This window comes from Arthrobacter sp. StoSoilA2 (assembly GCF_019977195.1).
Lineage (GTDB): Bacteria > Actinomycetota > Actinomycetes > Actinomycetales > Micrococcaceae > Arthrobacter.
Genome location: NZ_AP024643.1, coordinates 1461574 through 1485992, shown reverse-complemented (window position 1 = coordinate 1485992; position 24419 = coordinate 1461574). Strand labels below are relative to the sequence as shown.

Sequence of the window (24419 nt, the reverse complement as noted above, 5' to 3'; positions counted from 1 at the left end):
AACCACGTGGTGTTTACAGGCTCCCGGAGCTACTCAAACGCCGTGCATCAATTGCGGACAGCAGCCCCAAGGTCCTCGCGCCGGCGGATGCCCAGCTTGGCATAGCTGCGGTACAAGTGGCCCTCCACGGTGCGGACAGAGACCATGAGTTTCTCCGCGATCTGCCGGTCAGTGAGTCCGGAAACGGCCAGCGCCACAATATCCTGCTCGCGCCGGGTCAGGGGCACGGAACGGTCCACTTCGGTGTGGGGGTCGTGGAGCTGTGCGTCGCCCAGGCTGGCCTCGCTGACGTCGCGCAACACGGCCGCCTGCCGCGCCTCGGGCCGTTTGCCCTCCGCGTCAAAGGCAACGGCGGCTTTGTCGAAAGCTGTCGCCGCTGGCCCGGGCATGCCTCCGGCGGCCAGCAGGTTGCCTGCGTTGACGAACGCATCGCCAGCGCCGTCCACTTGGGCGGTGGCCAGCATGTGCCAGCCGCCTGCCCATGCTCCAGCCATTGACGAGGCAGTTTCCTGGATGGCTTCCATGACCTGTCCGTCCCCCAGCTCTGCCCTGAGGACCAGGTTCTGGAGCAGGACGCCCGGAAGTTGATGCAGATGCGTGGAATCAGGGAGGCTCCGCAGTTTCTCCAGCCCTGTTCCTTTATTCAAAAGCTCCTTTGCGGCCAGGGTGAAGATCTCGGCCAGGGCTTCAACATAGGCGCCACCGGCAGCCGGGACCACCACCGTGTCCATGGACAGGCGTTGGGCCAGTTCATGGTTTCCTGACCGGGCCGCAACGTAAAACGCCAGCGCGTTGCCCAGGCGGCGCAACCTCTGCGGGTCCTTCACACGGAGTGCCTCCACTGCGGGAATCAACACAGCGCTGGCTTGTTCCAACCGACCCTGCCGGAGCAAGGACAATCCTTTGAGCGCCTGGATGTCGCCACCGAACGTTATCAACCCCATGGCGGAGCTGGCGGCGTAGCGGTTCAGGGCCGTCTCGGCGGCCGCCCAATCCCCCGACTCCAGCGCAGCCAAGGCATAGCGGACCAGGATGAAGTCGGTGAAGTACAGGAGGTCGTCGTGGTGTTCATCCAGCAACACCAGAGCTTCCCTGCCCATCTCCAATGCCTGCACCGCCTGGCCCTCCACCATCAGGAGCTCGCACTGCATTGCCAACAGGAAAAGCTGGTTCATGACTAAATCGGGCTCGTCCGCGGCAAGACCGGCCTGGAACGTGGCAAGTCCCTCACGAAGCTCTCCATAGCGGCCGTCATGGGCCAGCGCCGCCAATTCCAAAGCCGCCGCGTGTCGTCGGATCTGTTCGACCACAGGGTCCTGCGCGTTGCGGCCCGCCACCAGTGCGTCGGCGGCAGAGTGGACGTCAGCCAGGATGTCACCGGAGCTGTCCCCCATCGCGGACCTCGCAGCTCCCCACAGCAGTCCGGCGCCCAGGGGCCCGGACGGATCGGCGTCCAGGAACCCGGCATCTTCCTCGAGCAGCTCCACGGCACTGCGGTAGTCGCCGTCGTTGTATTTGACCATTGCCATCACGGCACGCGCACGGGGGCGCAGCGCTTCGGAGCGAACCTTGGCAGCGGCCTCCAGCGCGAGCGGATTCTGCAGGAGTTTCGCGGCGAGGAACGCTGCCCTCAGCAGCTGTTCGTCGTCGACGTCGGCACCACAGTCCAGCGCCCAACTCACCATTCGGAGCAGGCCCTCTGCCGTTGATGGTTCCGCGGGCAGGTGCTGAACCATACGCTGGCGGATCTGGAGGCTACGCGCGGGCGAAACAATGTGGCGAAGCGCCTCACCATACATCGGGTGCCACATTTTCAGGGGACTACCAGCGCCGTTACTGGAAATCACGAGCCTGTTGTCCATCAGCGACCGCAACGTATCCCTGCCCACGAGCGCGTCGAGTACGGCGGCGGGGACGGGTTCGGACAAGGCGATGATGTACATCGCTTCCCGTTCAGCCTCGCTGGTTCGCAGGACTTTGTTCCGAACCACTTCAGAGAGGCCCTCGCCGGTGCCGGAGAGGGCCCTGGTGAGGAACCAGACGCCATTTCGACGCACCAGGTTTCCGTCAGCTTTTGAGTCTTCCAGGAGGCAACGGAGCAACAGGGGGTTACCCTCCGAAACAGCATGCAAAACATCAGTGGTGCTTGCCATGACCGACCCGCCCAAGGTTTTCCCGGCCAGCTCGGCCACTTCTTCCTTTTCCAGGGGGTGGAGTTCGAAGCGCTCTGCCAGGCCGTCGTACCAGAGCTGGAGAAGGGCAGGAGGAAGTCCTGGCCGCGGCCTGCTGGTCGCCACCAGCCTCGCCCAGCCAGCCGTCACCAATTCGGCCAGAATCTGTGTGCTGGCCTCATCGAGGTCATGGGCGTCGTCTACAACCAGAAGGAGCCGTGCGCCTTCGCTTCCGCGCCTTTTCTCGAACTGGGACCAAAACTCGCGAAGAATCGCCACCGGCGAGGTGGCCTGCTCCACAGGCAGGTCCAGGAGGTAGGGCGCCAGGACACCGAAAGGAACAGCGGACAGTGCCGGACTTCCATGGATCCGCATCACTACCATTTCGCCGGCCAGGCGGGCAGCGATCTCGGCGGCCATGGCCGTTTTGCCGATGCCGGGATCGGCAAGGAGCAGGACGGCGCCCGCGCCCTCCTGCCTCAATATTTCGGTCGCGAGGTCCAACTCCGCGTCCCTGCCAACAAGGTACTCAGCCTGCATGGGCACGCACCCGGTTGACGGAAACTACGCTCCTCAACTCACAGGAGACCATTGAGCTCGCCTCGGGATGAAACGCCGAGCTTGGTAAACACTTGGTACAGGTGTCCCTCAACGGTCCGCACAGACACCCCAATATCCATAGCGATTTCACGATTGCTGACACCCTTTCCGGCCAGTTTGGCAATTTGCCGTTCACGCTCGGTCAACACCGGTGCGTCGCTTCGTGGTTGGATCGGCAACGCCGCGACTGATTGTTCCAGACGCTCAAGCCTAAGCTGCGCGGTCCGGGCAGCCGTGGTTTCACCTGCATTACGGGCAAAGTCCAAGGCCATGGCAACGCACCTGGCTTCGACCACCAACAAATCCAGTGCAGCTGCGGCATCGGCGGCCGCCAGAAGAGAACGGGAACTCCGGTTCAGGGATCCGCGAGCGAGGTCGCGGGCGATCTGTGCCAAGGGGCCTTGACGGTTAGTGGCAACTTCTTCCAGCAGCTTGTACTCGGCGTCCGTGCCCTCCACCGTGGCGCCGAAAAGGCAGATGCCCGCTGTTGTGAAGCGCCTCTTGGCGATGTCCTGATGGACCCGGGCCAGCAGCCGCTGTTTGACGTCCGGGTCCCCCATCCATCGCCCTGCCATTTCAGCACAGAACTCGGCAACGGACTCGGAGAAATATGTTCCAACACCCCGGCAGGTGCGGTACAGGTCAAGGTAGCGTCCGGCTTCGAGTGAATTTCCCAACTGGGCATAGGCAAAGGCGGTAGCTGCGTAGGCAACCTTGACCATGTTCATGGCGGGGCGGAGCTCCAGCTGCGCGGCGGCGGAACGCAACGGTTCGATCGCGCTAGCGGGTTTCCCTGCGTAAGCGTAGGCGAGGCCTACGCCCAGTTCGGTGATCGCACCCCGGTACTGCAGGCGGGAAGGCGTGGAGGGCGTCCGGCGCATGAGCTCGATGCATTTCCGCCATTGTCCGGACAGCAGCAGCACTCCGAAAGCCTGCCGCGCGAAAGACTCCTCCAACTGCGCCGGCCTGTCATTGTTCCCCAGCTGCCGGGACACGGTGCGTGCCAGTTGCTGCGCTTCCAGTTCCCGGCCCATCACGCAACGGGCTTCAATGAGGCAAAAGGCGGACTTGAGCCAGTGTTCCCGGTCCACGGCAGGGTCCTTGGCCAGTTCCTCTTCCAGGTCCTCGGCCACAGCTGTGTATTCGCCCATGTACGTCTGGTATTCGTAGTTGCAAAGCAGGAGCCGGTTCCGGGCCCGCGTGATCATCTCCGGCGTGTATTTCTCCGGATTCGAAACGATGGACTCCAAGGTTTCATTTGCCGCCGCGATCACTCCGGGCACCATAGCCGAGCGGCCGTCAATCCATGTCATGGCCTGGCACTTGGCCGCTGTTACTTCTGAAAACTCCATTGGGTCCAAAGCCGCAATGTGTGCCTCGGAAACCTCATCCAAAGCCTGGGCCGCGTGCAGGGGCAGGTCCAGCATGAGGTAGGCAGCTGACTTCAGGCGCTGCCCCGGCACCCATTCGGGATCCTTCGGATCCAGGGAGAGTGTGCATTGGATGGCAAAGTTGGGGTCGTAATCGTCCAGGGCCGCCCGGCCTGCTGCCAAGGCGTGCGCGGGCGACGGTGACGGCTCATCCTCACAGGCATGCATCCACGCGGCGTAGCTCAGCAAATCCTGTGGAGCCAACCCAGCCAGCTCCGGCTCCTTGGGTCCAAGAAGCATCAACCTCAGCTCGCGACGGCGCCGGGTACTCAGCCAGCCCCGAACAACCTCACCCACATAGGCATCCCGAAGGGACACCCAGTGCTCGCCGCTGCGGTCAACGCTCAGGAGCCCGGATTCCTCCATCTCCACAAGCACTTCCGTGCCAAAGATCGCTGCAAGATCCACCAGGGTGGCGCGCTGCGCACAGGCCAGAACCTCGACGACGGTCCGGTTGGCCTGCGGTTCGCGCGCCAACCTGGAACGGACAAAGTCCTCCACAACCGTGGCGCCTTCAAGCTTGATCCGGTCCCTGAGCGTCCACACGGAATCGTTGAGGACGAGGTTGCCGGAATGGCGTTGCTCGTCCAGGAGCGCGTGCAGCAGCATCGGGTTCCCGCCGACAGCGGAGTGGAGTGAGCCAACCAGGGTCGAAGAAACGTAGTGGCCCAGCACCGAGCCGAGAACCTGCTTGGTCTGTTCTTCGCTCAGCGTGTTCAGATGGACTTCGCCCAGTTGCTCCTCAAGGACCAGCCGATGAAAATCAGCGGGGAGATCACTGGAGCGTTGAACAGTGGCGATCACCTTGGCCGTTCCAGTGGCCATCAGATTCAGCAGCACGCCCGTACTCATGGGATCCATACCGCCGGCGTTGTCCACGATGAAGACAGTCTCGCGGCCCGCGGCTTCTTTACGGATCAGGGAGGTAATCGCGTGCAGAATGCCCGTGGGCGAACTGACGGCCTCGGACGGCAGCCTCGCCAGGAGGAATCCGAGGCACCCGTAGGGAGTCTGGCCGTTGGCGACCGTGTTGCGTAATTGCAGGCTGTGGATTTTGGGGCCCAGCGAGGAAACTACTGCCCGGGCCAGGCCCGATTTGCCGATTCCCCGTTCGCCCGTGAGCACCACACCGTACGATTCCGGGGACTCCAGATGCTTGGTTGCCCGGGACAGATCCTGGCTCCTGGCCAACAATGACCATGTTTGCCGATCGGATGGACCGCCCACAAGGTCCGGAGCCGCAGCCCTCGCTGCGCCTCCACCGCCTTTGTTTAGCAACTCCGCCGACATTCGCATCCTTCGCTACAACATCCGCGACAGTCCCCCACCGCTTACCTGCGTACCATGCACACTACCTCCGGGCGCCGACAGTTTGTAGGGCTAAGGGCGCCTCGTATCATCAGGCTTTCCTCAGGCTTTCCTCAAGATTTGCTCAAGTTCTTGCCGCATGATGCTTCTGCTGCGCCGCAAGGAGCCCCTCATTGACCAGAAGTTCCACCGCGTCAGCGGCTTCGTCCAGCAGAAATGGCAATTCCTTCTTCTCGGGCGCTGCAAAATCCCGGAGGACAAAGTCCGCGGTATCCATACGTCCCGGAGGCCTGCCCACGCCTACCCGCACCCGCAGATAGTCCTTTGTTGCCAGCGCCTTGGAGATATCGCGGAGGCCGTTATGGCCACCCTCGCCGCCACCTATCTTGAGCTTGACCGTGTTGAAGGGGATGTCGATCTCATCGTGGACGGCAATGACGTGATCAGGCGCAATGTCGAAAAATTTGCTCAGCCCCGCGACAGGACCACCGGAAACGTTCATATAAGTCATCGGCTTGGCCAGCACTATGCGGGGCCCGCCAATCCCCAGCCGGCCCTCCACCACCTGCGCCTTGGCCTTGTGGGTCTTGAACTTGCCGCCCATCCGCGACGCCAGCTCGTCAAGCACCATCTGGCCCACGTTGTGCCGGTTGTTGCTGTACTCGCTGCCGGGGTTGCCAAGGCCAACTATCAGCCAGGTGTCAGTCATGGTCTCATCCTAGGGAATCTGGTCAGGAAATCCGGTCAGCGAATCTGCTCGGCTAACTTGCCTGACCGGTATCGGAATCGCGGGGGCGCGCGGGATTACGCGGGAGTGAAAGAAGAAAGTGGCCGGGACCCAAGGGGACCCGGCCACTCAAAAGGCGTTTGCCTATGCAGTCAAAGACTACTCAGCCGCTGCTGCGGTGGTTTCTTCTTCAGCCTCAGAAGCGGTCTCGGCGATGCGGACCACAAGGGTGTCGCCTTCGGTGAGCAGGGTGGAACCCTTCGGCAGGACGAGGTCCGATGCGTGGATGTTCTCGCCGGCCTTGCGGCCTTCGATGTCAACCTCGACGGCGGTGGGCACGTGGGTTGCCTCGGCCTCAAGGGAAACCGTGGTGGCTTCGAGGCTGGCAACAGCACCCGGAGCAACTTCACCGGAAACGTGGATGGCGATGTCGACGGTAACCTTCTCGCCAGCCTGGACGGTCTGGAGGTCAACGTGCTCGATGATCTGCTTAACCGGGTCGCGCTGGATGTCCTTGACGAGCGTCAGGTGCTTCTCGCCGTCGACGTCGATTGCCAGCAGGGCGTTGGAAACGCGGACGGCCAGCGTGGTGGCGCGGCCGGGCAGGTTGATGTGGATCGGCTCTGCGCCGTGGCCGTAGATGACAGCCGGGATCTGGCCGGCCATACGTGCACGGCGGGCAAAACCCTTACCGAATTCGGTGCGCAGTTCTGCGGTGAGCTTCTGCTCAGACATGTGTACTCCTTGATTACTGTGGCGTCCGGGAAACTCCGGACAAGTCGATCAGCAAGGGCGGAGGTCTGTGGACCTTCTACGCCCGGCGACCGTTGCTGTCCAGCAGCAAGCCCGCCTGTGTCGAAGGAGATGCAGACCCAGTCGATAACGGAGACCCGCAATTCCGGTTCAAAACGCGCACCGGATGTGCTCTCCCTCGCCAAGGTATCCCCAAGAGTTTACCAGCGGATACCTTCATTACTGAAAACGGGCCATCCACACGCCCGGAGGCGGCGGATGGCCCGTCATGCCAGTAGTCCGGCGTCAGGCTTTGCCGTCGAACAGGCTGGTGACCGAACCGTCGTCGAACACTTCACGAATGGCACGCGCGATCAACGGTGCGATGGACAGCACCGTGAGCTGCGGGAAACGCTTCTCTGCCGGGATGGGCAGGGTGTTGGTGACAACCACTTCGCGTGCGCCCGAATCAGCGAGGCGCTGCGCTGCCGGGTCCGAGAAAACGGCGTGCGTGCAAGCGATGATGACATCCTTGGCGCCAGCGTTCTTCAGGACCTGGACGGCACCGGAGATGGTTCCACCGGTGTCGATCATGTCGTCAATAAGCACGCACGTGCGGCCTTCAACCTGGCCAACAACGGTCTTGGAGACAGCCTGGTTGGGCACGGTGAGATCGCGGCTCTTGTGAACGAACGCCAGCGGGGCACCGCCAAGGCGTTCCGCCCACTGCTCGGCGACACGGACGCGGCCGGTGTCCGGCGAAACAACGGTGATGTTGTCCGCCTCCACCTTGGTGCGGATGTAGTCGGCCAGCAGCGGGATCGCCATCAGGTGGTCAACCGGGCCATCGAAGAAGCCCTGGATCTGGGAGGTGTGCAGGTCGACGGACATGATGCGGTCCGCACCGGCAGTCTTGTACAGGTCCGCAACCAGGCGGGCGGAAATGGGCTCGCGGCCGCGGCCCTTCTTGTCCTGGCGGGAGTATGGGTAGAACGGTGAAACAACCGTGATCCTCTTGGCAGAGGCGCGCTTGAGGGAGTCGATCATGATCAACTGCTCCATGAGCCAGTTGTTCAGCGGGGCCGGGTGCGCCTGGATGACGAACGCGTCAGTGCCGCGGACACTCTCAGCGGAACGGACGTAGATTTCCCCGTTGGCGAAGTCATAGGCGTCGATGGGCAGGAGCTCAGTCTCCAGCTCCTTCGCGATTTCCTGCGCCAGCTCCGGATGTGCCCTTCCGGCGGCGAGAATCAATTTCTTCTCGCCGTGTGCGGTAATTTCGCTCATGCCTATTTGCCCTCTTCTGTGGTTGCTGGAGATTGTGAGGATGTGGAGGCGGGGGTCAGCATGGACTCCTGCGCGGCCTGGGCCAGCTTCGCTGAGTTGGTACCGGGGCGGTTGGCCAGTACCCAGCCTTCGGCGTTTCGCTGCGCGGCCAGGCTAATGGCGAGGGCTCCAGGCGGGACATCCTTGCGGATGACGGCACCGGCGCCGCTGTAAGCGCCATCACCCACGGTCACCGGAGCTACAAAGACGGTGTTTGAACCAGTCCGCACGCCCGAGCCGATCACCGTGCGGTGCTTCTTCTCGCCGTCGTAATTGGCCGTGATGTTGCCGCAGCCGATGTTGGTGTCCTCGCCGATTTCAGCGTCACCTGCGTACCCGAGGTGGGACAGCTTGGAACCGCGGCCGATGGTCACGTTCTTGGTTTCGTAGAAGGCGCCGATCTTGCCGGTCTCTCCCAGTACCGTGCCAGGGCGGAGGTAGGTGAACGGTCCAACGGTTGCCCCGGCTCCAATGATGGAACCCGAGCCATGCGTGCGGGTCACCTTGGCACCTTCGGCAACGTTGACGTCCGTCAGCGTCGTATCGGGACCCACGACGGCGTCCCTCGCCACAGTGGTGGAACCGTGCAGTTGCGTATTGGGCAGCAACCGGACATCTTCATCGAGCCTGACCGTGGAGTCGATCCAGGTAGTGGACGGATCCACCACCGTCACGCCCGCCCGCATCCAGGACTCGACGATGCGGCGGTTAAGTTCGGCACCGAGCGCGGACAGCTGGATGCGGTCGTTGGCACCCTCAACCTGCCAGCGGTCCTGGGTGACGACCGCGGCAACCCGGCCACCGGCGTCGCGGGCCAGTCCGAGGACATCGGTGAGGTACATCTCGCCCTGCGCGTTGTCAGTGGTGACCTGCGTCAGCGCGTCGCGCAGCACAGCGGCGTCGAAAGCGTAAATGCCGGAGTTGACCTCAAGGATGGTGTGCTCTGCTTCGCTTGCATCCTTGTGCTCGCGAATGCCGGTGACCGTGCCGTCTTCGGCACGCAGGATGCGGCCGTAGCCCGAGGCGTCGTCCAATATTGCTGTGAGCACCGTTACGGCGTTGCCCTGGGCCTCATGGGTGGCCACGAGTTCGCCCAGCAATTCGCCGGTCAGCAGGGGCACATCTCCATAAGTGACAACCACAGTGCCGGTGAGTTCCGCTTCGGCGTCGAGGGCGTTGAGGGCGACCTGGACAGCGCGTCCCGTGCCCGGGATCTCGTCCTGGTCAACGATCAGGGCTTCCGGATCCAGCGCGGAGACGTGTTCTGCCACGCGATCGCGCTCGTGCCGGACAACAAGCGCAAGTTTCAGGGGGCTGATGGAACGGGCGGCGAGGAGGGCGTGGCCCACCATGGAGAGGCCGCCAATTTCGTGGAGAATCTTGGGAGTCCGCGACTTCATTCGCGTCCCGGCACCTGCAGCCAAGACGATGACTGCTGCGGGACCGGTGGTTTCGGGGCTCACGTACTGGCTCTCCTTGCTCGGTTTTGTCCCGGGTAACCCGGCTTCGGAATGCTGCCATTCCAACTGTGGACCCAGGCACCGTTCGAGCTGTTCCAGGTACAGAGTGGAGCGCATTTTCCGACCGTTCCGCCCATAGGATTCGAACCTATACTCCACGGCTCCAAAGGCCGGGGTGCTGCCATTACACCAGAGCGGACCGTGCATGCTTGCACCCCCAGGCGGCAGGGCCTGACGGTATCCCGGATCACCGGGATGCACACACAAGAATCTAGTTTGCCATGACCTTTGCATGGTTCGCGACTTGACCCACTCTGACGGGTCTCCGGATGCCCTGTTACGGCCCGCCCCGATCAGCCGCGCGGCGGGTTAGGGCATGATGGACACGTGAGCAAGCGCACTGAACTTTCCCGGCCCGCAGCCGCCGTCGAGCCTCTGGGAGACCGCCCGATACGGTCAAGGATGACCGGACAACAGCGCCGCTCCCAGCTCATCGGCATTGGCCGGTCGCTCTTCGCAGCCAAAGGCCTGGACGGCACGACCATTGAAGAAATTGCCGCCAGCGCGGGCGTCTCCAAGCCGGTGATCTACGAGCATTTTGGGTCCAAGGAAGGCCTCTACCGGCAGGTTGTCGAAACCGAATTCCGCATACTCCTGGACTCCATCACCGAGGCATTGAGCACCGATGCCAAACCCCGCGTCCTGGTGGAGCGCGCTGCGCTGGCACTCCTTGGCTACATCGAGGAGCGCACAGACGGCTTCCGGATACTCATGCGCGACGCACCACCGTCCCAGCCCGAGGGCGCCTTCTCCACGTTGCTCTCGCACGTCACAGCGCGTGTGGAACACCTGCTCTCCGACGAATTCGCCCGCCGTGGATTCAGCGCTGCAGATGGCGCCATGTACGCCCAGATGCTCGTCGGAATGGTCGCGATGACAGGCCAATGGTGGCTGGACAGTCGTGAGCCGGACAAACGCGCGGTAGCCGCCCACCTGGTGAACCTGGCCTGGAACGGACTGACCGGGCTGCAAAAGGAGCCCGGCCTCCGATCCGACCCCTGATCCGCTCTCACTTCCGGGCGCCTTCCGGGCGATGCGCGCTCACTTCCCCACTGCTTCCGGGCGATGCGCTCTCACATCCCCACCGCTTCCAGGCGATGCGCGCTCACTGCGCTCGTCAAGTTTGTGAGACAGTTCTCGTTGTTGTTGGTTAGGCGGCCAGGGGTCCCTGAACGGTGGTTTGGTAAGCGGTGTGGGCTGTTACGGGTGGTGCGCCGCCGGCCCGGCGGTTGGGTCGGCGGCGGTTGTACCAGCCCTCGATGTAGTCCATCACGGCGGTCCGGGCGGCGAGCCTGGAACCGAAGCGGTGGTGGTGGTAGAACTCGGTTTTGAGGTGGGAGAAGAAGTTCTCGGCGACCGCGTTGTCCCAGCACACCCCTACCTTGCCCATGGACTGAGTGACCGCGTTCGTGCCGCACCATTGCTGGAATTCCTCAGAGGTGTACTGGGCGCCGCGGTCGGAGTGGAAGACCACAGAATCCTCGGCGAAGCGGCCGTGGTTCCGGGCCATCTGCAGGGCCGCGGTGCACAGGCTCGCACGCATGTGTCCGGCCATGGACCAGCCAATGACCATGCCGGAGAACAGATCGATGACGGTGGCCAGGTAGAGCCAGCCTTCGCCGGTGCGCAGGTAGGTGATATCGCCGACCAGACGGGTCCCGGGCACGGTGGAGGTGAAGTCGCGTTTGCCGTCGGTGTCGAGCATGTGGTTCTCGATGTGGGCGGTCTTGGCCTGCGGGTCCTGGACCGTGGTCTGTTTCCAGGCCCGAGTTCGGATGGCACGCAGACCGGTCTCGCGCATGATGGCTCCGACGGTTGGGGCGGAGACCTTGGTCCCGGCCGCGTTCAGCAACAAGGCCAACTGGTCCCGTCCGGCACGGCCTTCCTCCTTCGTATAGAGGTCGGTGACCGCGGTGACCAGATCCTCATGCCGCACGGCACGTGGTGAGGGCCCGGCGGGGTTGCGCCACCGATAGAACGAGGCCCGGGAAACCTTCAATGCCCGGCACAGCCACACCACTGAATGGTTGGCCTTCTCCGCTTCGATGAACTCGTAGAAATCCTCTACTTTTGCTTCGCGGCAAAGAAGGCGCTGACTTTTCCCAGGAACTCGACCTCGGCCTTCAACCTGGCGTTCTCGGCCAAGGCCTTTTGGTGTTCTTCCCAGGCAACCGGGCCCCTGTCCTCGGACGGGACAGGGGCATTTGGTTGACGTTCCCGATGTCGGTGAAGCCAGTTCCCCAGCGTGCTTTCCTTCACCCCGATCTCCTCGGCGACCTGCTTCACCGAACGGTTCGTGGACAGCACCAGCCGCACTGCTTCCTCACGGAAAGCGGCATCATATTTTCTTCTGGGCGTGGTCATCTGAAACGAATCTCCCATCAAGCTGTCTCAGAAAACCATACGGCCGCACACATCCCCACCGCTTCCAGGCGATACGCGCTCACATCCCAACGCCTCTCGGGCGTTCCGCTCTCACATCCCAACGCCTTCCAGGCGATGCGCGCTCACATCCGAACGCCTTCCAGGCGATGCGCTCTCACATCCGAACGACCCCGGTCCATAAATCAGCCCCTGACCGAAACTTCTGCGGACACTAAAAAGAGGCTGCCGGAGGCCCGCCACAACGTGCTTTCACATCCCGAGTGACAAAGCGGCCCGGGTTTCCTTCAACATCGAAGCAACGCCAACCCCGGATCCACCGTTGTTCCGACACTCCCGCCCGGGCAAGGGCAAGCCCTGAGGAAGTGATAGAGCAACGGCTAAAACGCTGCGGGACGTGAGAGAACGATCCGCAAAAGCCCGCTGGACCCGAGAGAACGATCCGCAAAAGCCCGCTGGACCCGAGAGAACGTCCCGCAAAAGCCCGCTGGACCCGAGAGAACGATCCGCAAAAGCCCGCTGGACCCGAGAGAACGATCCGCAAAAGCCCGCTGGACCTGAGAGAACGTCCCGCAAAAGCCCGCTGGACCTGAGAGAACGATCCGCAAAAGCCCGCTGGATGTGAGAGAGCGTTGCAGCAGCGGCGGGCGTCCGGAAGCGTGCGTCAAAGGCGAGGAACGAGCCAGCACGCGGAGGATGCGCGCCGCTGCGCCGCCAGCCGCCACTCGCCAGCCGCTGCGCCGCCAGCTGCCACTCGCCAGCCGCCACTCGCCACGGCAACACCGCTGGCCGCGCCCTACTCACCGAGGATTTCGGCGGCCTCGAGCCACTCGAGCTCCAGGCCTTCTTTCTCCTCAAGGAGTTCCTGCAACTTGGCATTGAGTTCGCCCAGTGCGTCGAAGTCCCCGGAGTCGGACTTCGCGGCCATTTGGGTGTGAAGCTTTTCCTCCTGCTGGGCTATCTTGCCGAGCTGGCGGTCGATCCTGTTGAGGTCCTTGCGGGCTTCACGCTTTTCGGCTTCGCTGGCACCGGACGGAGCGGCACTCGACGACGTACCGCCACCCGCAGAAGTCGGCGCACCGGATCCGCCGCCAACAGCGCCGGAAGCAAGTGCCGCTTCACGCAGTTCCAGGTATTGGTCCACACCGCCGGGCAAGCCACGGAGTTTGCCATCGCCAAGGAGTGCCATCTGGTTGTCCGTGACGCGCTCAAGCAGGTACCTGTCGTGGCTCACGACAACCAGCGTTCCGGGCCAACCGTCCAGGACATCTTCGACGGCGGCCAGGGTGTCGGTATCGAGGTCGTTGGTGGGCTCGTCGAGCATCAGTACATTGGGCTCCCCTACCAGCAGGCGCAGGAGTTGGAGCCGGCGGCGCTCACCACCGGAGAGGTCCCTGACGGGTGTCCACTGCTTTTCCTTGGTGAATCCGAGCTGCTCTACGAGCTGGCCGGCGGTGAATTCCTTACCGCCTACGCTAAAGGACCGCTTTTCCCGCTCAATGACTTCAATGACGCGAAGGTCCGAGACGTCGTCGAGCTCCTTCACGTCCTGGGTGAGGACAGCCGTCACCACCGTCTTGCCGCGCTTGACCTTGCCGGAGGTGGGCTGGATTTCGCCGTTGAGGAGCTTGAGCAGCGTGGACTTGCCGGCCCCGTTGACGCCCACCAAGCCCAGCCGTTCGCCAGGTGCGAGCCGCAGGGTGATGTTGTCGAAGAGTTTCTGCCCGTCCGCTCCGTCAACAAAATCGAGGGTCACGTTCTCGAGGTCCAGCACGTCTTTGCCCAGCCGCGCGGTGGCCATCTTGCTGAGGGCTACGGAGTCGCGGGGATCCGGCACGTCGGCAATGAGGTCGTTGGCAGCTTCGATCCGGAACTTCGGCTTGGCAGTTCGTGCCGGCGCACCACGCCGGAGCCATGCCAGCTCCTTTTTGACGAGCTGCTGGCGTTTACCTTCGACGACGGCGGCCATCCGGTCCCGCTCGGCGCGAGCCAAAACGTAGGCAGCGTATCCGCCGTCGAACATGTCCACCATCGCGTCATGGACTTCCCAGGTGTAGTTGCAGACTTCATCAAGGAACCAGCGGTCGTGGGTGACCACCAGGAATGCGCCTTGGTTGGCGCGCCAGCGAGTCTTGAGGTGCTTGGCCAGCCAGGCCACGCCTTCGACGTCGAGGTGGTTGGTGGGTTCGTCCAGCATGATGACGTCGTGGTCTTCGATGAGGAGCTTGGCCAGCGCGACACGACGCTTTTGCCCACCGGAGAGTGCGTGCACGTTGGCGTGCCAGTCGACGTCACCAACCAGGCCGCCCATGACTTCGCGGATCTTGGGGTTGGCGGCCCATTCGTGGTCTGCGCGGTCGCCGACGATCGCTGCGCCGACTGTCAGGTCGCCGTCGAGCACGTCGCCTTGGTCGAGGTAGCCGACGTTGACGTCACCACGTTTGGTGACGCGGCCGGAGTCGGGCGTGGAGCGTAGGGCGAGCAAACGCATGAGGGTTGATTTTCCGTCACCGTTGCGGCCGACCATGCCGATGCGGTCGCCATCCTCCAAGCCGAGGGTGACGCCGTCGAGGACAGTGCGGGTCGCGAACGAAACGGTGAGGTTTTCGCCGCCGAGCAGGTGGGCCAATGGGTACTACTTTCTACTGCTGGAATGCGGGAGCTACTAAAGGAGGGTATCGGAGATGATCCGGGCGCCGGGCACGGGTCCGTGGACGGCAACCGCAGTGTGGCCTCGATGGGTCAGCTCTTCAGCGAGGACGCTGGCGGACACCGAGTCCCTGGCAAGCAGTGCGATGGTGGGCCCGGAGCCTGACACCATGCCTGCCAATGCGCCCCGGGCTTCGCCTAGCCCGATGGTGTCCCTCAACTGTGGGGCAAGCGCAATGGATGCCCGCTGGAGATCGTTGATCAGCACCCGGCTGAGCGCCTCGGGATCGCCGTGCCGCAGGGCCTGGAGGATGGTGGGGTCAACGTCAACGGGCTCCGGAATTTCCACGCCTTCGGAGTCGCGGAGTCCGTCCAGGGTGTGGAACACGTCAGGTGTGGAGAGCCCGTAGTCGGCAAATACCAGCACCCAGTCCATTTGTGCCTTTGCCAGTGCGGGCGACAATTTGTCGCCGACACCGAGTCCGACGGCGGTCCCGCCCAGCAGCGAGAACGGAACGTCTGCGCCCAACTCGGCTGCCAGGTGTGCGAGTTCCTCGCGGGAAAGGCCGCTGTTCCACAGGGCATCGCATGCGAGCAAGGTAGCGGCGGCGTCGGCGGAGCCCCCTCCCATACCTCCGGCGACAGGCACACGCTTGGTGATTTCAAGGTGGACGCCGGTTGGTTTCTCGGATAGCTCAGCCATGATGGCTGCCGCCTTGTAGGCCAGGTTGCGTTCGTCCAGGGGAATATCGACGCCGTCCAGGTCCAGGGTGCTGTTGGGGCTGATGCTGACGGTAATCCCTTCAGCCTCGGTGCTGGTGGCCGCCACTTCCTCGTACAGGGAAACGGCCAGGTAGACGCTTGCCACGGAGTGGTAGCCGTCGGGGCGCAGCGGACCAACACTTAGCGAGACGTTGATCTTCCCCGGCGCTTTGACCCGGACCGTCCTGGCATGGAAGCGATCGCCTACGTATGGCAGGCTGCTGGGTTTGCGGGTGTTCGGACTCATGCGTCCGCTGGGTGGCGGGCTTCGGCGATGCGGACGTAGGCAGAGATGTCCAGGACCTCGCCCCGGGCTGTGGGATCAACGCCTGCGGCGACCAGGCACCGTTCGGCCTCTGCCGCGCTGCCTGCCCATCCGGCCAACGCCGCGCGGAGGGTCTTTCTACGCTGGGCAAAAGCGGCGTCGATGACAGCAAACACCTGTTCCCGGGTGGCGTGCGTGGCGGGTGGGTCATGGCGCGTAAAGGCAACGAGTCCGGAGTGGATTTTCGGAGCTGGCCAAAACACGTTCATGCCGATCACGCCGGCCTTGCGCATGTGCCCGTACCAGGCAGCTTTGACCGACGGCACACCGTAGATCTTGCTGCCTGGAGTTGCTGCCAGGCGGTCCGCGACCTCGTCCTGGACCATGACCAGGCCGTGCTGCAGGCTCGGGAAGTGTTGCAGCATGTGAAGCACCACGGGGACGGCCACGTTATACGGGAGGTTGGCCACCAGTGCTGTCGGTTGCACGGGCAGTTCCGTGACCCTCATGGCGTCCGAGAGGACCAGGTGGAAGTTGTCTTCAGCCTCGGGTCGCCATGCACGAACAGTTTCGGGGAGTTTCCTGGCGAGCACGGGATCAATCTCAACGGCCACAACAGTCTTGGCCGCATCCAGCAGCCCCAGCGTCAGGGAGCCAAGGCCCGGGCCCACCTCAAGCACGGTTTCGCCGGCGTCGATGTTGGCGGCTGAAACAATCCTGCGGATCGTATTACCGTCAATGACAAAGTTCTGGCCCAACGTCTTGGTGGGGCGGACACCGATTTCCTCGGCTAACCGTCGGATGTCGGTGGCGCCCATCAAAGGCACGACGGCGGCGGGTTCGGAATTCGGTTCAGTCACCTAGGTATCGTATCGCCTGTGCGGGGTCACGCTGCGTGCGCGCAGCCCCAATCGCTGAGGCCGTTCCTGGCGTAGAGGCGGTTGGCGATCTCGATCTGCTGTGCTTTGGTGGCAAGGTTTGCAGTGGGGGCGTAGGCGCCGCCGCCATTGGCCAACCAGGTGGGGCTGGAGAACTGCAGCCCGCCGTAGTAGCCGTTGCCGGTGTTGATGGACCAGTTTCCGCCCGACTCACACTGGGCGATCCTGTCCCACATAGCTTCGTTCGGGGCGCCGGTGGGACCACTGGAAGTGGCAGCCTTGGCAGCGACGGGGCGGGCCTTCGTTCCGACCATGATCTTTTCGGTGACGGGCTGGGTGGTTACATTGCTGGATACAAGGGTGCGGGAAGCTTCACGGCCATCCACCAATACCAGCTTGAAGGTCTTCACAACGGAACCTGCGACGCCCTTTTGGGTCACTTTCTCGTCGCCTTTGTAGAGCTCGGCACTATCGGTGCTGACGCTATCGAACGGTACTTCCTCAGTAGCTTCAGCGGTCTTGCTGGTGTCCACGCGGGAGACCTTGATCACCATGTCCTGGATGACCGGTGCGTTTCCGGGCTGGGAGACGCGATCGCTGGCGCCCAGGGTGACTCCGGCATCCTTCAGGACGCTGGCGACGTCGGGCGCCGTCGTGGTGGTGCTGGTGTCCTTGCCGTCAGCTACCAGGCTGATCGTCTTGGGTGTGGAGATGGAAACGAAGGAGCCTGTGACAGCCAGCGAGGCGTCCTTCGGCTGGGAGATTTCGGAGGAGCTCGCGACTCCCAGTTCACTCACCAGGCCGGCGACGTCCGGTGCGTTGGTGTTGACGGTCTTGCGGGCGCCGTCCAATTCGATGGAGACGGCCTTGGCGAGGTTGATGTTGACCACCGAGCCGTTTTCCACTTGGGTATCAAGATCCGGTGAAACGCGGTCTGCGTCCTTCAGCTCGACCTTGGCTGCCTTGACCACTTGGTCAACGGTGCCGCCGAAGGTCTGAATGGAGCTCACCTTGCCGTCTACGTTCAGGGTGATTGTCTTGTTGTTGCCGACGAAGGCGACTACACCGACCACCAGCGCTGCAACAACCAGCAACTGGGCACCGACTTTGAGAAAGCTGAACTTGCCATCCGTTGTGAAGAACTTGATCACGATTGCCCATAACTCTCAGACCATCCGGGCACGGGGAAAAGCGCAAAAAATAATGCCAGCCGCAAAACTGAGGGGCCAGGCAAAAAAGCCTGGTCCCACCCTCTGCTGCCGGCATCTGCGCCGCCAAATACATTCAACTAAAGAGCCCGGACGAATCCGGACCAGTTTTCCGAAGGCCTTCCCCGACCCCGGCTACTTGTTGTACACAGTAACCGATCTGTTATAAACGGACCAAGAATTCTACATACCGGGTATTCATCGCCGACGGTCCCACGGAGCTTCGAACGCCCCCGGTCAGCCCCACGATCCGTAGGCATTTACCGTATTTTCAGCCAGCCTGGCGCAAAGTTCCGAAAGGTCATCTTCTGTCACTTCCGCCATCGAGCGAACTGTGTACGGCACCATGTAGCTCGCATTTGGCCGCCCACGGTACGGGTGTGGCGTGAGGAATGGCGAATCTGTTTCCACCAGGATCCGGCTGGGCTCCGCAATAGACAACGCTGCCCTCAGGTTGCCGGCATTCTTGAACGTCATGGTGCCCGCAAAGGACATGTACCAGCCGTTCTCATTGCAAATGCGTGCCAGCTCCTCATCACCGGAGAAGCAGTGGAAAACTACCCGCTCCGGGGCCCCTTCCTCCTTCAGTACCTGCACTACGTCATCGTGGGCGTCGCGGTCGTGGATCTGCAGAGTGAGGCCTAGCCGCTTGGCGATGTCGATGTGCCTTCGGAAGGAGTACCGCTGATGTGCCAGCCCTTCACCGTGGGTTCGGAAGAAATCCAACCCTGTTTCGCCGATGGCACGGATCCGCGGGTGGGCAGCCAGTTCCTCGATCTCTGCCAGCGCCGATTCCAGCTCCCCCCGCCCCGCGTAGATGGGTGCGTCGTTGGGGTGGATGGCAACCGCTCCCAGCAAGCGGGCATCGGCCTGGACAGCTTGTACCGTGAAGCGCGACGATTCCAGGTCGCAGCCAACCTGGATCGCCCCTTGGACACCAACAGCTTCGGCGGCATCCATGGCGTCCGCAACGCCGACTTCGATCAAACCGTGCCGAAAGTCCAAGTGGGTGTGATTGTCCATCACCGGGACGGGAAGCGGTTCCGGGGCCGGAGGGTACTCTTTGCGGGAATCCGAGGCTTCTGTTGCACCGGAGGACGCGCGGTAGGGAGCGGGGGCGAGGGAATTGCACATGTTCCCACCTTAATCGGACCGCGGTCCCCCGTGCTGCGGGACAAATTCCAGTTGGCACATAAATTCGCGGAGCACTATGTCAGGGACGGCCAAAGTCTGGGTAGTCTGGAACGGACAGACGGCCGACACCGGCGTTGGCCACGGCTGAAGGGCAATCCATGGAGTCCAAGCGACAAGTCACCGTTGAACCTTCCCGGCTACAGGGCGAGGCGTACAGTGCGCTGCCCCGGGAAGCCGCCGCGCTCAACGGACACAAGCCGCAGGTCATGGACGCCGAACGTTTCCACGATGCCAGCGAGCGCATCCTGGCATCCATCGGCAAGGTCATCGACGGCAAGGCGGACGCTGCGAAGCTGGCCCTGACAGTTCTCCTGGCCCAAGGCCACCTCCTGCTGGAGGATGTGCCCGGCGTTGGCAAGACCCTGTTGGCGAAGACATTGGCCCGAACCGTGGACTGCACGGTGTCCCGTATCCAGTTCACTCCGGATCTGTTGCCATCGGACGTGACGGGCGTGTCCATCTACAACCAGTCTTCGCGGCAGTTCGAGTTCCGGCCCGGCGCGGTGTTCGCGAACATCGTGATCGGCGACGAAATCAACCGCGCCTCAGCCAAGACCCAGTCCGCGCTCCTGGAGTGCATGGAAGAACACCAGGTGACGGTGGACGGGCATTCGTACCAGCTGGGATTGCCGTTCATGGTGGTGGCAACGCAGAATCCCATCGAAATGGAGGGCACTTATCCGCTGCCCGAAGCCCAGCGCGACCGCTTCATGGCCAGGATTTCCATGGGCTATCCGGATCGGGATGCCGAGATCGAGATGTTGGAAACGCATCAGGCGGCCTCTCCCCTGATCAAGGTAACCCCAGTGGTCACGGCAGCCGATGTGGCAGCCATGATTGCAGCCGTCCAGCAGGTCTACGTGTCCACGGCCATCAAGGAATACACCGTTGCCATTGGCCGTGCCACGCGTGAAAGTGCCCGCCTTCGACTCGGTGCCAGCCCGCGGTCCTTGCTGCAGTTGCTGCGCGCCGCGAAGGCCACGGCAGCTTTGGATGGACGCGATTTTGTCCTTCCCGACGACGTCGTGGACGTGGCCGAATCGGTGCTCGCCCACCGCATCATCCTGGACCGCAAGGCTGCGAGTTCCGGCGACACGCCCCAAACAGTCCTGCGGGGCATCCTCGCTTCCCTCCCGGTTGCCCAGGAACCGCCTGGCGCGTGGCGCAGGGACAAGCAAAGCGCATAGGAGACAGCGGGCATGGCACTCGTGGATCGGCTCCCCAAGCATTTGTTCACCAGCCGCGGATGGGGATTGCTCGCCGCCGGGGTGGCCTCGTTGGTCTGCGCCTACATTATGGGCAGACGTGATCTGCTGACTCTGGCCGTCCTTTTGTTGATCCTTCCTTTGGTTGCACTGGCTGGTGTCCGGGTCTGGAAACCCAAGTTCCAGGTGTACCGGGAATTCAATCCCTCCACCGTGGAAACGTCCACCGCCACCACCGTTCGCCTGGCGGTCGCCCGATCCACGTTTTCCACCGGCCACGTGATCATGGAGGAGCAACTGCCTCCACGGTTCGGTGATCCGCCGGCTTTCCGTTTCCCGGCCCGGTCTGCAACAGGCGGCACCAGCCGCTACGAATATCATCTGCGATCCGGCAAGCGGGGACAGTTCCGCATAGGTCCTGTTACTGCCGAGTTCAGCGACCCGTTCGGCTTGTCGTTGCGGCGCCATGCCATCGACGACGGCGACCTCCTCACCGTGACGCCGGCCGCCGTCGAACTTCCCGTAACGGGACTCGCCGGGGCGCGTGGGAACGATGGCGTAACGGCCACCCGGATCAGGGCGAACCCCAGCGACGACGACATCATGACGCGCGAATACCGGCACGGCGATCCGATGCGGCGCGTCCACTGGCCCGCCACGGCGCGGCACGGACAGCTTATGGTCCGCCAGGAGGAATCGGTCACCACTCCAGAAGCCACCATCATCCTTGACCAACGATTCGCGGCCTTCGCCTCCGGCAGTGCCTCGGTTTTCAGCTCGCACGACGACGACTCGGACCTGGTGACCAGCCCGAATTTTGAGTGGGTTGTGACAGCGGCAATGTCCATCAGCGCGCACTTGGCCGAACGGAACTACTCGCTGCGCGTCCTGGACGCCTTCGGTAGCCCGGCCTTCATTCGCTCGCCGTCGGCACCGGATCCGGGCGTGGAAGAGTTCAGTGGCGTTGCCGGCCTTCATGCCATTGCCGAAGGTTTGGCCGCCATTGAGTTGAGCGGACCGAAGCACCACTGGGTTGACCACCACAGGGCTGAACATCACAGGGTCGGAGAAAATAGTCCGGGGCATGCCCGGCGCTCCCCCGAACCTACCGGTTCCGTGCCTAACCACAGTGGGGTCTTGGAGGTGCCGGGCCAGGAGAGCGTTGATTCGGTCTTCGACGACCGCCTCATGGACAAGCTCGCTGCGCATCGTTTGCGCGGGCCGCTTCTTGCCTTGCTTGGCAATCTGACCCTTGCCGAGGCCAAAGCCCTTGCTCAGGCGGCCGGCTATGGTGCCAACGCCTTCGCGATAGTAGTCACGGACCCTCAAAGCAGCAACGAGTCCCGCAACCATGACTCCCGGAACCCGGACTTTCGAAACAAGGACGATGTCCTGGAAACCTTGAGGCAGGGCGGCTGGAAGGCTGTTTCCGTCACCTCGAAGACACCACTGACAGCGGCCTGGTCCGGCTTCGACGAAGGCGGCCTGCTGGTTGCTGCGAGCGCGGCAATGGACGTACGGCGCGGAGCGGCGGTGCCGCGATGACCGCAACGTCCCATCGTGGGTCCCCTGCAACATTCCAGCGGGGCGTTCCCCAGCAGGGTGCCAGCGGAGACGGGCCCGCCCCCGCTTCACCTCAACAACGGCCGCAGGCTCCCGGCCTCTACCCGTGGATCATGGCTGGTTCCGTTGCCGTGGCCGTTCTTGGTGCGGCCATATCCCTGAATGGAGTGTTCAGGGGCTGGGCCTGGTTCATGCCGCTGATCACCACTGTTGTAGTGGTGGCCCTGACCCTGGCCATCCTGCGGACCCTCCGGATCCAGCCCTTGGTTACCACGCTGGGTGCCTTGGCAGCATTGGCCGGCATACTCAGTTTCACGTTCTGCCGGCAGGACAGCTTCTTGGGCTTCATCCCCACTACCGGGACGTTTGCCGCGGTAGGCCGGCTCATCAAGCGGGCCGCCGAGACGGTTGTGTCCGAGAGCGCTCCGGTGGCCCCCAACGCGGGGATTGTCTTCGTCACCTGTGCGTGCCTGGGACTTCTGGTGATCCTGATCGATGCTTTGGCCGTCCCGCTATCGATGCCGGCGGCCAGTGGAATCGGACTCCTTGCGGTCATGGTGGTTCCTGCAACCATCAAGCCGCAAAGCGTAGGTGTCGCTGGATTCGTTGGGGCCACGGTGGGATATCTGCTCATTCTTGGTTGCAGCCATTGGTTCGCCCCTGACGCCAGGCTGCAGTCCGGAGCACCACGAAGTTCCGGCCAGATCAGGCGCTCCCTGGTGACGGGGGCGCTGGCACTGGGTTTGGCATTGGTTGTTCCGCTGGCCATTCCAGGGTTTGAAACAGGCACCTTTCCGCAAGGCTCGCGGTTGAGCCCCTGGGGTACCTCGAACGGCCTCAATCCGATGATCACGCTGGGTAACAGCCTTCGCAGTCCCACGGGGGCAGGACGCATCACGTACTCCACCAGTTCCAGCGCAGCCACTTACCTGAGGTCTGTCACCATTGACCACTTCGACGGCGAAACCTGGGCACCTGATGACCGCTCCGCCACACGGCGGGCCGGGGTGGACCGGATAGAGCCGGGTTACTCCATCCAGGGAGAAGTCGTGAATGCGGTGACGTCCATCAACGCGGGCTTGTTCACCAGCCCGTACTTACCGGCGCCGTTCGCCCCCGTGTCCGTTAACGGGCTGAACGGCCGTTGGACCTGGGATCCGGCCACCCTCAGCATCATGAGTACGGAGACGAGCACGCTGGCCCAACGCTATGTGGTCTTCTCGGCGGCACCCAAGATCAGTGCGCAGGCCCTGTCCCAGGCAACAGGTAAGCCAAAGTCCATTTCGGAGGACTTCCTCCGCGTTCCAGGGAACCTGCCAAGCATTGTTCGCCAGACGGCGGAGCAGGTCACGTCTTCGGCAGGCAACAACTACGCCAAGGCGCTGGCGATCCAGAAATACCTGCGTTCCAGTGAATTCACGTATTCCCTTCAAGCGCCGGTGCAAAACGGGTATGACGGCAACGGGTTGTCGGTCCTGGCGGACTTCCTGGCGGTCAAGAGCGGCTATTGCGTCCACTTCTCCTCCGCCATGGCGGTGATGGCCCGCGTGGAGGGCATCCCCAGCCGCATTGCGGTGGGATACGCACCCGGGCGGCTGACGGGCGAGACCGTGGCTTTGGTTGGCCAGGGATCGTTCCCTGAGTATGAGGTAGATGCCCGTGACGCGCACGCGTGGCCCGAGCTCTACTTCGAAGGACTGGGATGGGTGCCCTTTGAGCCGACTCCATCCCGTGGGGTTGTTCCGGAATATGCCACCGAGTCCTCAGTCCCGGGCAGCCTGAGCACCAATGCTGACGAGAAGGACGTTCCAGGCACCGCCGTGACGCCTCCCCCCACCACCGTTCCGCTGCCGGGAGGCGACGCGCAAACTGCCGGCTCTGCGCCACGTGACCCGCTGCCAACGGTTATTGCCACGATTGCGGCAGTGCTGTTGCTCGCTGCTTTCCTTGGCTCGCCGAGGCTGAGCAGGGTAGTCGTGCGACGCCGCCGGCTCAGTCCAAAGGAACCAGCGGATCGTGGATCGCCTGACGCTTACCACGACTCTGCAGCTCTCGCATGGGCAGAGTTGCAGGACCTCGCCACTGACTATGGTGTACCGTCCACTCCCAGTGAAACGCCAAGGCACTTTTCGTCCCGGCTCCGTTCAAGTTCCATTCTGGGTGAGGCCGGGGGTCTCGACGACGCCGCACACGGCGCCGTCGCTTCACTCACCACGGACTTCGAACGGCAACGTTATGGTCGCCCGATGGAGGCAGCCTCGCCGGCTGCCGCCAGGATCGCTGTTGTTCGTGACTCGTTACGGAACAATGCCAACTGGCTGGTTCGCTTCCGTGCCAACTGGCTGCCGCCGTCGCTCATGCGCCGCTGGTTCCACGCACTCGGTGCCCCCTCCCGCGCTGTGGGGTCCCTGTTCCGGCGGACGGGGCAAGGGATTGCCGGATCATGGCGCGCGCTCAGGGGACTTCTCCCGCAACGCCGCTAAGACCGCGATCCCACGT

General features: G+C 63.1%; 17 protein-coding genes and 1 tRNA gene. 4 read left to right on the top strand and 14 right to left on the bottom strand.

Annotation, left to right across the window (positions count from 1 at the left end):
- Positions 1-47: 47 nt before the first annotated feature.
- From LDN82_RS06905 to LDN82_RS06875, 7 genes are all read right to left on the bottom strand, one after another.
- A complete protein-coding gene (locus tag LDN82_RS06905; RefSeq protein ID WP_224166854.1) occupies positions 48-2711 on the bottom strand; it encodes a LuxR family transcriptional regulator in 2664 nt (887 codons plus the stop codon).
- A gap of 38 nt (positions 2712-2749) precedes the next feature.
- The gene (locus LDN82_RS06900; RefSeq protein WP_224166853.1) at positions 2750-5491 is read right to left on the bottom strand and encodes a LuxR C-terminal-related transcriptional regulator; all 2742 of its coding nucleotides are present in this window, start codon (positions 5489-5491) and stop codon (positions 2750-2752) included.
- Positions 5492-5633: 142 nt separating this feature from the next.
- Complete coding sequence (gene pth, locus LDN82_RS06895; RefSeq protein ID WP_224166852.1) at positions 5634-6218, bottom strand: aminoacyl-tRNA hydrolase; 585 nt, start codon at positions 6216-6218, stop codon at positions 5634-5636.
- Positions 6219-6395: 177 nt separating this feature from the next.
- Positions 6396-6971: a 50S ribosomal protein L25/general stress protein Ctc gene (locus LDN82_RS06890; RefSeq protein WP_224091717.1), complete on the bottom strand. Its 576-nt coding sequence runs from the start codon at positions 6969-6971 to the stop codon at positions 6396-6398.
- Positions 6972-7274: 303 nt separating this feature from the next.
- Positions 7275-8255, bottom strand: coding sequence for a ribose-phosphate diphosphokinase (locus LDN82_RS06885; RefSeq protein WP_159697849.1), 981 nt, complete (start codon positions 8253-8255; stop codon positions 7275-7277).
- Between the two features lie 2 nt (positions 8256-8257).
- On the bottom strand, positions 8258-9757 hold the full coding sequence (gene glmU, locus LDN82_RS06880; RefSeq protein ID WP_224166851.1) for a bifunctional UDP-N-acetylglucosamine diphosphorylase/glucosamine-1-phosphate N-acetyltransferase GlmU: 1500 nt from the start codon (positions 9755-9757) through the stop codon (positions 8258-8260).
- 124 nt (positions 9758-9881) lie between these two features.
- Positions 9882-9953: transfer RNA gene (locus LDN82_RS06875), tRNA-Gln, on the bottom strand.
- A 263-nt stretch (positions 9954-10216) separates the two neighbouring features.
- Here LDN82_RS06875 and LDN82_RS06870 point away from each other — a divergent pair.
- Positions 10217-10816, top strand: coding sequence for a TetR/AcrR family transcriptional regulator (locus LDN82_RS06870; protein WP_224167487.1), 600 nt, complete (start codon positions 10217-10219; stop codon positions 10814-10816).
- A 148-nt stretch (positions 10817-10964) separates the two neighbouring features.
- Here LDN82_RS06870 and LDN82_RS06865 read toward each other — a convergent pair whose 3' ends face one another.
- From LDN82_RS06865 to LDN82_RS06835, 7 genes are all read right to left on the bottom strand, one after another.
- A complete protein-coding gene (locus LDN82_RS06865; RefSeq protein ID WP_263422302.1) occupies positions 10965-11861 on the bottom strand; it encodes an IS3 family transposase in 897 nt (298 codons plus the stop codon).
- A 17-nt stretch (positions 11862-11878) separates the two neighbouring features.
- On the bottom strand, positions 11879-12178 hold the full coding sequence (locus LDN82_RS06860) for a transposase (protein ID WP_224090242.1): 300 nt from the start codon (positions 12176-12178) through the stop codon (positions 11879-11881).
- An 814-nt stretch (positions 12179-12992) separates the two neighbouring features.
- Complete coding sequence (locus LDN82_RS06855; RefSeq protein WP_224166850.1) at positions 12993-14825, bottom strand: ABC-F family ATP-binding cassette domain-containing protein; 1833 nt, start codon at positions 14823-14825, stop codon at positions 12993-12995.
- A 36-nt stretch (positions 14826-14861) separates the two neighbouring features.
- The gene (locus LDN82_RS06850) at positions 14862-15854 is read right to left on the bottom strand and encodes a 4-(cytidine 5'-diphospho)-2-C-methyl-D-erythritol kinase (RefSeq protein ID WP_224091703.1); all 993 of its coding nucleotides are present in this window, start codon (positions 15852-15854) and stop codon (positions 14862-14864) included.
- Positions 15851-16732, bottom strand: coding sequence for a 16S rRNA (adenine(1518)-N(6)/adenine(1519)-N(6))-dimethyltransferase RsmA (gene rsmA / locus LDN82_RS06845; RefSeq protein ID WP_224166849.1), 882 nt, complete (start codon positions 16730-16732; stop codon positions 15851-15853). The genes LDN82_RS06850 and rsmA overlap by 4 nt, the downstream gene beginning before the upstream one ends.
- A 26-nt stretch (positions 16733-16758) precedes the next feature.
- On the bottom strand, positions 16759-17901 hold the full coding sequence (locus LDN82_RS06840; protein WP_224166848.1) for a resuscitation-promoting factor: 1143 nt from the start codon (positions 17899-17901) through the stop codon (positions 16759-16761).
- 294 nt (positions 17902-18195) lie between these two features.
- Positions 18196-19092: a TatD family hydrolase gene (locus LDN82_RS06835; RefSeq protein WP_224166847.1), complete on the bottom strand. Its 897-nt coding sequence runs from the start codon at positions 19090-19092 to the stop codon at positions 18196-18198.
- Positions 19093-19250: 158 nt separating this feature from the next.
- Between LDN82_RS06835 and LDN82_RS06830 the strand changes: the two genes are divergently transcribed.
- From LDN82_RS06830 to LDN82_RS06820, 3 genes are read left to right on the top strand one after another with little or no spacing between them, the layout of a single operon-like run.
- Positions 19251-20339, top strand: coding sequence for a MoxR family ATPase (locus LDN82_RS06830; RefSeq protein ID WP_224166846.1), 1089 nt, complete (start codon positions 19251-19253; stop codon positions 20337-20339).
- A 12-nt stretch (positions 20340-20351) separates the two neighbouring features.
- Entirely contained in the window at positions 20352-21902 is a 1551-nt protein-coding gene (locus tag LDN82_RS06825) for a DUF58 domain-containing protein (RefSeq protein WP_224166845.1), read from the top strand.
- Positions 21899-24403 (top strand): DUF3488 and transglutaminase-like domain-containing protein, encoded by a 2505-nt coding sequence (locus LDN82_RS06820; protein WP_224166844.1) that lies wholly within the window; start codon positions 21899-21901, stop codon positions 24401-24403. Before LDN82_RS06825 ends, LDN82_RS06820 begins: the two co-directional genes overlap by 4 nt.
- The last annotated feature ends 16 nt before the right edge of the window (positions 24404-24419 follow it).

Excerpts from the sequence above, each read along its gene's own strand:
- LDN82_RS06905 (WP_224166854.1), bottom strand. The coding sequence starts at position 2,711 with ATGCAGGCTGAGTACCTTGTTGGCAGGGACGCGGAGTTGGACCTCGCG.
- LDN82_RS06900 (WP_224166853.1), bottom strand. The coding sequence starts at position 5,491 with ATGTCGGCGGAGTTGCTAAACAAAGGCGGTGGAGGCGCAGCGAGGGCT.
- pth (WP_224166852.1), bottom strand. The coding sequence starts at position 6,218 with ATGACTGACACCTGGCTGATAGTTGGCCTTGGCAACCCCGGCAGCGAG.
- LDN82_RS06890 (WP_224091717.1), bottom strand. The coding sequence starts at position 6,971 with ATGTCTGAGCAGAAGCTCACCGCAGAACTGCGCACCGAATTCGGTAAG.
- LDN82_RS06885 (WP_159697849.1), bottom strand. The coding sequence starts at position 8,255 with ATGAGCGAAATTACCGCACACGGCGAGAAGAAATTGATTCTCGCCGCC.
- LDN82_RS06870 (WP_224167487.1), top strand. The coding sequence starts at position 10,217 with ATGACCGGACAACAGCGCCGCTCCCAGCTCATCGGCATTGGCCGGTCG.
- LDN82_RS06860 (WP_224090242.1), bottom strand. The coding sequence starts at position 12,178 with ATGACCACGCCCAGAAGAAAATATGATGCCGCTTTCCGTGAGGAAGCA.
- LDN82_RS06850 (WP_224091703.1), bottom strand. The coding sequence starts at position 15,854 with ATGAGTCCGAACACCCGCAAACCCAGCAGCCTGCCATACGTAGGCGAT.
- LDN82_RS06835 (WP_224166847.1), bottom strand. The coding sequence starts at position 19,092 with ATGTGCAATTCCCTCGCCCCCGCTCCCTACCGCGCGTCCTCCGGTGCA.
- LDN82_RS06830 (WP_224166846.1), top strand. The coding sequence starts at position 19,251 with ATGGAGTCCAAGCGACAAGTCACCGTTGAACCTTCCCGGCTACAGGGC.
- LDN82_RS06825 (WP_224166845.1), top strand. The coding sequence starts at position 20,352 with ATGGCACTCGTGGATCGGCTCCCCAAGCATTTGTTCACCAGCCGCGGA.
- LDN82_RS06820 (WP_224166844.1), top strand. The coding sequence starts at position 21,899 with ATGACCGCAACGTCCCATCGTGGGTCCCCTGCAACATTCCAGCGGGGC.